The sequence below is a fragment of the Shewanella sp. 30m-14 genome (assembly GCF_052977125.1).
Genome location: NZ_JBRILW010000035.1, coordinates 37,282 through 46,996 on the forward strand (window position 1 = coordinate 37,282; position 9,715 = coordinate 46,996).

Sequence of the window (9,715 nt, forward strand, 5' to 3'; positions counted from 1 at the left end):
CCTTTGTCGTCCCGCATTCGTTAAAGAACGGAGAAACTAATGACCCAAGCTAGACATTGTGAACTACTTATTCTGGGTTCTGGCCCAGCAGGCTACACAGCTGCAGTTTATGCCGCTCGCGCAAATTTAAAGCCAGTATTGATCACAGGTATTCAACAAGGTGGCCAATTAACTACCACGACTGAAGTTGAAAACTGGCCAGGCGATGCTGAAGATCTTACAGGTCCAGCACTTATGGAACGTATGCAAAAGCATGCTGAGAAGTTTGAAACCGAAATTATCTTTGATCACATTAATGAAGTTAATTTAAACGTGCGCCCTTTCCAGCTTAAAGGCGATAATGGCGAATTCACTTGTGACTCGCTAATTATCTCTACTGGCGCATCAGCCATGTATTTAGGCCTAGAGTCTGAAGAAGCCTTTAAAGGCCGCGGTGTGTCAGCTTGTGCGACCTGTGACGGTTTCTTCTACCGTAACCAAAAAGTAGCCGTTATTGGTGGTGGTAATACCGCTGTTGAAGAAGCACTTTACTTAAGTAACATTGCATCTGAAGTTCACCTTATTCACCGCCGTGATACATTCCGCAGTGAAAAAATCTTAACTAAGCGCCTTATGGATAAAGTTGAGAACGGTAATATCGTACTTCACTTAGACAACACGCTTGAAGAAGTCGTTGGCGATCAGATGGGCGTTACAGGCCTAAAAATGAAGAGCACTAAAGACGGAGCAATCACAGTTCTAGACGTTGCTGGTGTATTTGTTGCCATTGGTCATAAGCCAAATACTTCTATGTTTGAAGGCCAATTAGAGATGAACAACGGCTATATCAAAGTAGAAAGCGGCTTAAACGGCAATGCAACTCAAACGAGCATTAAAGGCGTGTTTGCGGCTGGAGATGTAATGGATCAACATTACCGCCAAGCCATTACCTCTGCAGGCACCGGTTGTATGGCTGCCTTAGATGCAGAGCGTTACTTAGACGCACTTTAATAACCTGATAAAAAGCCCGCGCTTTATCAGAAAATATAAGCCAACTGCATCAGTTGGCTTTTTTATTGGATTAATTCGTATAGACTGCCTATCTTTTTTTACTTATAGATACGTAATGACAGGCTACAAACTTTCACAAGCTTTAATCTTTAAAAACAATTCAATGTACTAGTGATTGAGCTATTAGCGCTAAAGCAACTACTTCAGCCAGTAGCATTGGCATAAGTATAGTTTTATGCTTTATTTATGGTCATTCGAATACGCTATAAGCAAATAATTAGTCACGCGCTATACGCTTAGAATACAAAACAACCTCAACATCATCGCCTGCATCAGGGTGTTCTAGCTTACCCTCATAGCTCATACCAAGCTTTGTCATAATGTTAATTGAAGCTAGATTTCTATCGTCGGCAATAGCTGAGAACCTTTCGATATTCAATTGCGTCTCGGCTAGATGCTTAACGACGGTGTTAGCGCTTTCTGTTGCAATACCCTTTCCCCATGTACTTTGCTTAAAACGCCAGCCAATCTCAAGATCATTAAAATAAGGCTCATCGGTAAAATAATACATGGGTCTAATTAAAATCCACCCAGCGAACGTCGGCGCTATAGTCAGCAGCGGTTTGGATCCCTTGTCTGTTGTAGGTTTTGCAAACACTTTCCATAAGCCCCAGCCTTTATCTAAGTTTGAAAACTTTGCAAATCGGGGAATAAATACATTTTCTATTTCTTCACGAGTCACTATTCGCCCACCGTTAATGTATTTCATCACGAGTGGGTCTTGATCTAACTCAAATAGCAGATCAACGTCATCTAATGACATGGGTGAGATTATGAGTCGGGCCGTTGTCAAGGTTGTCATTAGCTGGAAAATCCTTTTTAGTTTGTTTGCAGACTTATGATTAGATAACTAGGGTTTACTAATCCGTAGAGTGTATTAGAGAATACCTTAATAAATGACGGGCATAAAAAAAGGGAGCCTTAAGGCTCCCTTTTTCAAAAGATTCTAAACTAATTACTTAGCTAAAGCGTCTTTTGCTTTTTCAACTAAAGTTGCAAATACAACTTTATCGAAAACAGCGATGTCAGCCAGGATCTTACGGTCGATTTCGATTGATGCTTTTTTCAAACCATTAATGAAACGGCTGTAAGACAGACCATTTTGACGAGATGCCGCATTGATACGTGCAATCCATAGTTGACGGAATTGACGTTTCTTCTGACGACGGTCACGGTAAGCATATTGACCAGCTTTAGTTACTGCTTGAACAGCAACACGGTAAGTACGGCTACGAGCGCCATAATAACCTTTAGCTAATTTAAGTACTTTCTTGTGACGAGCACGAGCGGTTACACCACGCTTAACTCTAGGCATTGTTCATTGCTCCTTTAATTAAGCGTATGGTAGTTGACGTGCGATTGCTGGCACATCAGACTTAGCTACTTGACATTTTGCACGTAAGTGACGTTTACGCTTAGTGCTCTTCTTTGTCAAAATATGACGTAAATGGGCTTGCTTGCGCTTAAAACCGTTAGCGGTCTTCTTAAAACGCTTTTGTACACCCTTGTCTGTTTTCATTTTAGGCATTGCTAAAACTCCGCATTGGGACAATTAATAAAACGCAAGGCGAACAGGAAACCTTAATAGGCCCCTGTTACTTTTATGGTTGCCTTACTATTTCTTTTTCGGCGCGAGAACCATAACAGCTTGGCGACCTTCCATTTTCGGGAAAGACTCCACTACTGCTATAACTTCCAAGTCAGCTTTGATACGGTTCAAAAGATCCATACCTAGGCTTTGGTGAGCCATCTCACGACCACGGAAACGCAGCGTTACTTTCGCTTTGTCGCCGTCTTCTAGAAAACGAGTCAGGTTGCGTAGTTTTACCTGGTAATCGTTTTCGTCTGTACCGGGACGGAATTTAATTTCCTTCACCTGTACAATTTTCTGCTTCTTCTTTTGTTCTTTTTGAGCTTTTGCTTTGTCAAAAAGGAACTTACCGTAGTCCATAACACGACAAACTGGCGGCTCAGCATTAGGACTGATCTCTACTAAATCAACACCGGCTTCATCAGCAACTTCTTGTGCTTCTTTAATTGTTAAGATGCCTAACTGCTCACCATCTAAACCGTTTAGACGGACTTCAGATACACCAACGATGAGCTCGTTAATTCTGTTCGGGGCCGCCTGGCGCCCTGCTGTTTTTTTGATCTTTATGACCTAATCCTCCAACAAATTGAGACTACGGAGCGAAATCTGGTTTTTGAGCTTAGTAGCAAATTCTTCGATTTGCATCTTACCTAAGTCAACGCCTTCACGGGTACGCACCGCTACTTCATTATTTTCCATTTCCTGGTCACCAACGACCAGTAAATAAGGCACACGCCTTAAAGTATGTTCACGTATTTTAAAGCCTATCTTCTCATTCCTCAAGTCTTTAGTTGCACGAATTCCATGTTCTTTGAATAAATTAACGACATTGTCGACATAATCGGACTGTTTATCGGTAATATTCATTACAACAACTTGAACTGGCGATAACCAAGCTGGGAACTTGCCTGCATATTCTTCAATTAGAATACCCAAGAAGCGCTCTAATGAACCTAAAATCGCACGGTGGATCATAACAGGGGTTTGACGGCTGTTATCTTCAGCAACATAAGTTGCACCCAAACGACCAGGTAATGCGTAATCGAGCTGCACTGTACCACATTGCCACGCTCTGTCTAGACAATCATGCAATGTAAATTCAATCTTAGGACCGTAAAACGCGCCCTCGCCCGGTAAAATTTCAAATTCGATATCATTTGCAGTTAGTGCTTGTTTAAGCGCTTCTTCTGCACGATCCCACATATCGTCATCACCAATGCGCTTTTCAGGGCGAGTCGACAACTTAACAACGATATTACTAAATCCGAATGTTTCGTATGTGTCGTAAACCATTTTGATACATGCGCTTACTTCTTGCTGTACTTGTTCTTCAGTACAGAAGATATGTGCATCATCTTGAGTAAAGCCACGAACGCGCATCAGGCCATGTAATGAACCTGATGGCTCATTACGGTGACAACAACCAAACTCAGCCATACGTAATGGCAAGTCACGATATGACTTAAGGCCTTGGTTAAAGATCTGAACGTGACCAGGGCAGTTCATTGGCTTAATCGCATATTCACGGTTTTCAGAGCTAGTAGTGAACATAGCCTCTGAGTACTTGTCCCAGTGACCACTGCGTTCCCACAACACTCTGTCCATCATTAATGGACCTTTAACTTCTTGGTAAGTGTACTGACCTAGCTTTTGACGAATAAACTTCTCAAGCTCTAAGAACAGACTCCAACCATCGTTATGCCAAAACACCATACCAGGCGCTTCTTCTTGCATATGGTAAAGATCAAGCTGCTTACCAATTTTACGATGATCTCGCTTAGCCGCTTCTTCAAGACGGTTAAGGTGCACTTTAAGTGCTTTCTTATCCGCCCAAGCTGTTCCGTATACACGCTGCAACATCTTGTTGTCAGAGTTACCACGCCAATATGCACCCGCCACACTCATTAACTTAAAATTCTGACAGAACTTCATGTTTGGTACGTGTGGGCCACGACACATGTCGATATATTCTTGGTGGTGATAAAGCGCAGGCGTTGAATCTTTCGGGATGTTCTCATCCAAAATCGCCATCTTATAAACTTCACCACGTGATTCAAAAGTATCACGCGCTTCTTGCCAGCTAACAACACGCTTATCAACAGCGTAATTAGTTTTAGCAAGTTCAGCCATGCGCTTTTCTAACGCATCGATATCTTCCTGAGTCAACTTATGATCTAAGTCGATGTCATAGTAGAAACCATTATCGATAACAGGGCCAATAGCCATTTTGGTTTCAGGGAACAATTGCTTGATTGCATGACCGAGCAAGTGAGCACATGAGTGACGAAGAATTTCAACACCCTCTTCATCTTTAGCCGTGATGATTGACAGATCTGAATCTGTGTCAATCATGTCACACGCGTCTTTTAATTCACCGTTCACGCGGCCAGCGATACACGCTTTAGCAAGACCAGGACCAATATCAGCAGCAACATCTAAAGTAGAAACAGGGTTAGCAAACTCGCGTTTGCTTCCGTCAGGAAGTGTAATAACAGGCATGATTTTTCCTTTTCCAGTGGTGACCCCTACGTAGGGCCACTTGGTTTTAAAATTAAGTATGTGTTTACGCAACTGGGACTAGACCTTACTGGAGTCTGTGTTTTCCAGCGCGCAAGCTGCTAATTCTAAGTGATAGCCACTGTATGATGCAAGTTTTCAATCACATTAGTTTTTCTTATTAAATGAGCAAAATATTTAAGGTTAAGTGTAATAAAACTAGAGGGTTACCGTAACAATTCATTCACGTTCGCCCGTTAGCATACGCACAACTTAATAAGGAGCTAGTGATGATTAATACTTTGATGTTTGCAGCCGTGCTTTTTCAAGCAGATATAAACCAACCCAATAACGTTGCGGTAAACTCTATTGATAAACAGGCTGTTGCCGTACAACTTGAAATCGAGCTCAACAAAGCACTGTTATTGATGAGTAAAACGCTCATTACCGATAGTTTGTATCAAAATGACCAAATGAGACAAAAAGCGTTAGTTGACATCAACACTCTCGATGGTACAAAACTGACAAATAGAGAACAAAATTATGACCGATATTAATTTAGCTTTGTTACCTTGGCATGTGCATCCCGTTGGCTTTTATTGAGTTTATTACTAAGGCTCGTCTTCTATTACCCATTTACTGTGGCTATCATGTCACGATAGAGGCTAATAGCTAACGCTCGTTAAGTTATAGCCATCTCATTATTCAGCAATGGATGGATTAAATATGACCACTTGGGCATTAGTCACAGGCGCTTCAAAACGGATTGGATGCACTATCGCTACTCATCTTCATGATGAAGGCCATAATATTGTCATTCACTATGGGCAATCAGCAAAACAAGCCCAAGCTCTATGCACTCAACTAAACACTAAGCGCGCCGACTCTGCGATTATCATGCAGGCCGACTTAGCTCAAGCTGATGCTGTCAATAAACTAGTCTTACAAATTAAATCGTCTCAACTGCCTTTGTCAGTTTTAATCAATAATGCTTCTAGTTTTATCCCCACACCCACTGGCGAGGCGACCTTTGCACAAGCACAACAATTGCTTGCGACAAACCTTATTACCCCCTATTTATTAGCCGAAGCACTGAATCCCATATTAAGTAAGAATAACGGCTGCATAATTAACCTACTCGATATCCATGGCCGGCGCCCATTAAAAGATCATGGACTATACTCTATATCAAAGGCTGCACTTGAGATGGCAACGTTATCACTGGCGCAAGAATTGGCACCCGATGTACGCGTAAATGGTGTCTCACCTGGTGCAATTTTATGGCCAGAACAATCAGATACTCAGTCACAACAAGCAGTGTTAAGTGCAATCCCGTTAGCAAAGCTTGGCCAACCAGAGGATATCGCCAAGCTTATTTCTCACTTAGTCAGTTCGTCTTATATCTCAGGCCAAGTCATTGCTGTAGATGGAGGACGAAGCGCAGTAGGTTTTATGGGAGCGTAAACATGAGATTCATCAACAAAACGATTAGTTGTCCCCATTGCGGGCATCACCAACACATTAATATAGACGCAACGTGTGGTGACCAAGATTACTATGAAGATTGCCGGGTGTGCTGTAACCCCATCCATATGCGTCTGCACCTGGATGAAGCCCAGCATAAAATTGAGTTTTTTATTGATTCAGACGACGAGCAGATCTACTAAACCAGCAAGCTTATGGCAGTAGATGGCCATATCACAGGGTATTAGTCTAGATCTGCTAGCGCTTTTCAAGAGTCAACAACGCATCAGTAACGAGTCAAGTTATTGGTTTTCAAAACGCTTAGCGAGTACTCGTTCAACGGTATCGACTATCGCTTGGGTTTGGCTATCTATTTCGATGTTAATTTTATCACCTTTAACATAGCCATCTAAGTTGGTTAGCTTTAATGTTTCTGGAATTAGATGCAGCATAAAGCTCGTGTCTTTCACTTCACCCACCGTTAAACTACAGCCGTTAACACCAACGAAACCCTTATAAAGAATGTAGTTCATCCACTTAGGTTCAACCTTCAAACAAATATCGTAATGCTTATCCGTTGCACTAACAAATTCGACCTCGGCTTGAGTGTGCACGTGGCCCGATAATATGTGCCCGCCAATCTCACTACCGAAGGTTAATGAACGCTCGATGTTAACCTGTGATCCGACTCTCAGTTTTGATAGGTTAGTTAGCTTAAGGGTCTCTTCCATTACATCGAAAAACACCCTATCATCATCTATTCTTGTGACTGTTAAACAAACACCGTTATTTGCGACACTTGCCCCTAGTGAAAGTCCCTCGCGCAAATCCGGCCCAATTGCGATTTGTAGCGTGCTTAAGCCTAATTTCTTATCTATCGCCAACACTTCGCATGTTGCTTGAACTATACCTGTAAACATTTTATCTCTCGTTAGTATTAAGGGCTGTATTCATGAACCATTCTGGCTTTCAAGCCAAACGTTTAATCCAGTTAGCACTACCGGTGCTAATTGCTCAAGTAACACAAACCATGATGGGCTTTATTGACACCGTCATGGCGGGTCGCGTTAGTGCCGTAGATATGGCCGCGGTTGCCATTGCAGCAAGTCTTTGGTTACCCGCTTTACTGTTTGTACAAGGCTTATTAATGGCCTTTACACCCGTATTTGCTCACCATCACGGTGCCGACAATCAAAAGGCAATTCAACCATTGGCTTACCAAGCTGCTTATATTGCCATAATTGGCAGTGTGGGTGTGGTGCTTATCCTCTCATTTGCAGAGAATATTTTCACCATGATGGAGCTTGAACCCGAAATGGCAAGGCTCGGTATTGGCTATTTAAATGGCTTTATGTGGGGCGTTCCGGCATTTGTGCTTTATCAAGTATTAAGAGGTTGTAGCGAAGGGATCTCTTATACTTTACCCACTATGGTCATAGGTTTTGTCGGTTTAGCGGTAAACATCCCTGCTAACTACATTTTTATCTATGGCCACTTTGGTGTGCCAGCAATGGGCGGCGCTGGCTGTGGTGTTGCCACTGCATTAGTATTCTGGGCAATGCTTATCGCCATGATCATCTACATGCAGTTCCATGATAAGTTTAAAGAACTGGCTCCGTTCAAATCTTTTCACTTACCAGACTTCAAAGTCATGTTTGAAATGACAAAACATGGCTTCCCAATTGCTATGGCGCTGTTTTTTGAAGTGAGTTTATTTGCAATCATCGCCCTTTTACTTGCACCATTGGGCGCAACAGTCGTTGCAGGACACCAAATAGCACTTAACTTCTCATCGATTGTGTTTATGTTACCGCTTTCTCTCGGTATCGCGGTATCAATTCGTGTCGGCTATTACCTAGGTCAAGATAAACCAGAAATTGCAGCGCTAGTGACCAAACTCGCACTCATTATCTCGTTTTCTTTAGCAGCCTGTACCGCAATCATTACCGTGTTATTTAGACATGAAATTGCCCTACTCTATAATGATAACCCTGAGGTCGTTGCACTAGCTGGTAGCTTAATGTTCTATGCCGCCATCTATCAGTTATCAGACTCAGTTCAAGTCGTTACCGCAGGTGCATTACGTGGCTATAAAGATACTCGCAGCGCGTTTTATATCACCTTAGTTTCGTACTGGGGTGTGGGTATGACTTTAGGTTATACCTTAGCGCGTACCGATATCATCGTACCGCATATGGGTGCCCAAGGTTTCTGGATAGGCCTTATTGCAGGTCTTACAAGTGCAGCGATAATGTTTGCCGCACGCTTAAGATACATTCAAAAATTGGGCGTTGTGCACTCAGCGATCTAATCGGAAGGACAACAATATCAGCCTAATGGCTAAGTATTAAGTTCCAGCACTGGTTATCCATAACAATGAAACAGGCTAACGCTATTGCAGTTAGCCTGTTTTTTTATGGGCAAGTTTTATCAGGTAAAACATGCTTATAAGCACCTAGGCGTTACAAGCCATAGAATATGCATCAAACCTATGCTAATTAACACTGCATTGACTGCACTGCAGTCTAATTCGGCCACTCTTCAGCTTATCGCTTTTATTGAGGAAGTTACTCTAATTCCTATCAATATAGGGAAAGTGATTTGATCAGAGTATTTTTGGCAAACTAATGCAAGACGAATAAATCGATTCCTGAAGTACAGTGACGCAGATACAGATACAGATACAGATACAGAGACCGAGGATGATAGAACCGATCTGCTATTAATGACCGGCCAGTAAAGCGAACATATCTTTATACTGATAGGCACCAACAAAAGAAAACGTGCAGGTATATAAATTGGCTCACGCGTGTAAAAGAAGACGGGAATTACAAATTTCAGACACAAAAAAACCAGCTTTCGCTGGCCTACATATCACGTCACTCTTCAATAAAAGAATTGGTTGCGGGAGCTGGATTACTTTTTACAAAAGCTTGGCAACGACCTTCGCCCTTCTTTTATAAAGAGTTGAGTCCGACGAGCAAGTAAACTGCACCATCCAAATTCATAACCTTATAAAGAACGGTAAATCGTAGGTACAAAAAAACCAGCTTTCGCTGGCCTACATATCACGTCACTCTTCAATAAAAGAATTGGTTGCGGGAGCTGGATTAC

The 9,715-nt window shown here is 42.2% G+C and carries 11 protein-coding genes; 5 read left to right on the top strand and 6 right to left on the bottom strand.

The features are described 5' to 3' along the window. Positions 1-39: 39 nt before the first annotated feature. Positions 40-990, top strand: coding sequence for a thioredoxin-disulfide reductase (gene trxB, locus ACVBIU_RS19100; protein WP_447164539.1), 951 nt, complete (start codon positions 40-42; stop codon positions 988-990). Positions 991-1,267: 277 nt separating this feature from the next. Here the strand turns inward: trxB and ACVBIU_RS19105 are convergent, their stop codons facing one another. The 5 genes from ACVBIU_RS19105 to thrS form a co-directional block, all read right to left on the bottom strand. Then, positions 1,268-1,852, bottom strand: a complete 585-nt coding sequence (locus tag ACVBIU_RS19105; protein WP_447159353.1) for a GNAT family N-acetyltransferase — start codon at positions 1,850-1,852, stop codon at positions 1,268-1,270. A gap of 153 nt (positions 1,853-2,005) precedes the next feature. Continuing rightward, a complete protein-coding gene (rplT, locus tag ACVBIU_RS19110) occupies positions 2,006-2,365 on the bottom strand; it encodes a 50S ribosomal protein L20 (RefSeq protein WP_012155496.1) in 360 nt (119 codons plus the stop codon). Between the two features lie 18 nt (positions 2,366-2,383). Further along, on the bottom strand, positions 2,384-2,578 hold the full coding sequence (rpmI, locus tag ACVBIU_RS19115; protein WP_012155497.1) for a 50S ribosomal protein L35: 195 nt from the start codon (positions 2,576-2,578) through the stop codon (positions 2,384-2,386). A gap of 87 nt (positions 2,579-2,665) precedes the next feature. Continuing rightward, positions 2,666-3,208: a translation initiation factor IF-3 gene (gene infC / locus ACVBIU_RS19120; RefSeq protein WP_220764059.1), complete on the bottom strand. Its 543-nt coding sequence runs from the start codon at positions 3,206-3,208 to the stop codon at positions 2,666-2,668. A gap of 3 nt (positions 3,209-3,211) precedes the next feature. After that, a complete protein-coding gene (thrS, locus tag ACVBIU_RS19125) occupies positions 3,212-5,140 on the bottom strand; it encodes a threonine--tRNA ligase (protein ID WP_447159354.1) in 1,929 nt (642 codons plus the stop codon). A 287-nt stretch (positions 5,141-5,427) separates the two neighbouring features. On the opposite strand from thrS, the gene ACVBIU_RS19130 reads away from it, so the two are divergent. From ACVBIU_RS19130 to ACVBIU_RS19140, 3 genes are all read left to right on the top strand, one after another. Further along, the gene (locus ACVBIU_RS19130; protein WP_447159355.1) at positions 5,428-5,694 is read left to right on the top strand and encodes a hypothetical protein; all 267 of its coding nucleotides are present in this window, start codon (positions 5,428-5,430) and stop codon (positions 5,692-5,694) included. 169 nt (positions 5,695-5,863) lie between these two features. Then, on the top strand, positions 5,864-6,601 hold the full coding sequence (locus ACVBIU_RS19135; RefSeq protein WP_447164540.1) for a pteridine reductase: 738 nt from the start codon (positions 5,864-5,866) through the stop codon (positions 6,599-6,601). A gap of 2 nt (positions 6,602-6,603) precedes the next feature. Then, positions 6,604-6,804 (top strand): CPXCG motif-containing cysteine-rich protein, encoded by a 201-nt coding sequence (locus tag ACVBIU_RS19140; RefSeq protein WP_447159357.1) that lies wholly within the window; start codon positions 6,604-6,606, stop codon positions 6,802-6,804. 99 nt (positions 6,805-6,903) lie between these two features. Here the strand turns inward: ACVBIU_RS19140 and ACVBIU_RS19145 are convergent, their stop codons facing one another. After that, complete coding sequence (locus ACVBIU_RS19145) at positions 6,904-7,521, bottom strand: riboflavin synthase subunit alpha (RefSeq protein ID WP_447164541.1); 618 nt, start codon at positions 7,519-7,521, stop codon at positions 6,904-6,906. Between the two features lie 32 nt (positions 7,522-7,553). Between ACVBIU_RS19145 and ACVBIU_RS19150 the strand changes: the two genes are divergently transcribed. Continuing rightward, the gene (locus ACVBIU_RS19150; RefSeq protein WP_447159359.1) at positions 7,554-8,912 is read left to right on the top strand and encodes an MATE family efflux transporter; all 1,359 of its coding nucleotides are present in this window, start codon (positions 7,554-7,556) and stop codon (positions 8,910-8,912) included. Positions 8,913-9,715: the final 803 nt, after the last annotated feature.

Excerpts from the sequence above, each read along its gene's own strand:
- trxB (WP_447164539.1), top strand. The coding sequence starts at position 40 with ATGACCCAAGCTAGACATTGTGAACTACTTATTCTGGGTTCTGGCCCA.
- ACVBIU_RS19105 (WP_447159353.1), bottom strand. The coding sequence starts at position 1,852 with ATGACAACCTTGACAACGGCCCGACTCATAATCTCACCCATGTCATTA.
- ACVBIU_RS19145 (WP_447164541.1), bottom strand. The coding sequence starts at position 7,521 with ATGTTTACAGGTATAGTTCAAGCAACATGCGAAGTGTTGGCGATAGAT.
- ACVBIU_RS19130 (WP_447159355.1), top strand. The coding sequence starts at position 5,428 with ATGATTAATACTTTGATGTTTGCAGCCGTGCTTTTTCAAGCAGATATA.
- ACVBIU_RS19140 (WP_447159357.1), top strand. The coding sequence starts at position 6,604 with ATGAGATTCATCAACAAAACGATTAGTTGTCCCCATTGCGGGCATCAC.
- ACVBIU_RS19135 (WP_447164540.1), top strand. The coding sequence starts at position 5,864 with ATGACCACTTGGGCATTAGTCACAGGCGCTTCAAAACGGATTGGATGC.
- ACVBIU_RS19150 (WP_447159359.1), top strand. The coding sequence starts at position 7,554 with ATGAACCATTCTGGCTTTCAAGCCAAACGTTTAATCCAGTTAGCACTA.
- rpmI (WP_012155497.1), bottom strand. The coding sequence starts at position 2,578 with ATGCCTAAAATGAAAACAGACAAGGGTGTACAAAAGCGTTTTAAGAAG.
- thrS (WP_447159354.1), bottom strand. The coding sequence starts at position 5,140 with ATGCCTGTTATTACACTTCCTGACGGAAGCAAACGCGAGTTTGCTAAC.
- rplT (WP_012155496.1), bottom strand. The coding sequence starts at position 2,365 with ATGCCTAGAGTTAAGCGTGGTGTAACCGCTCGTGCTCGTCACAAGAAA.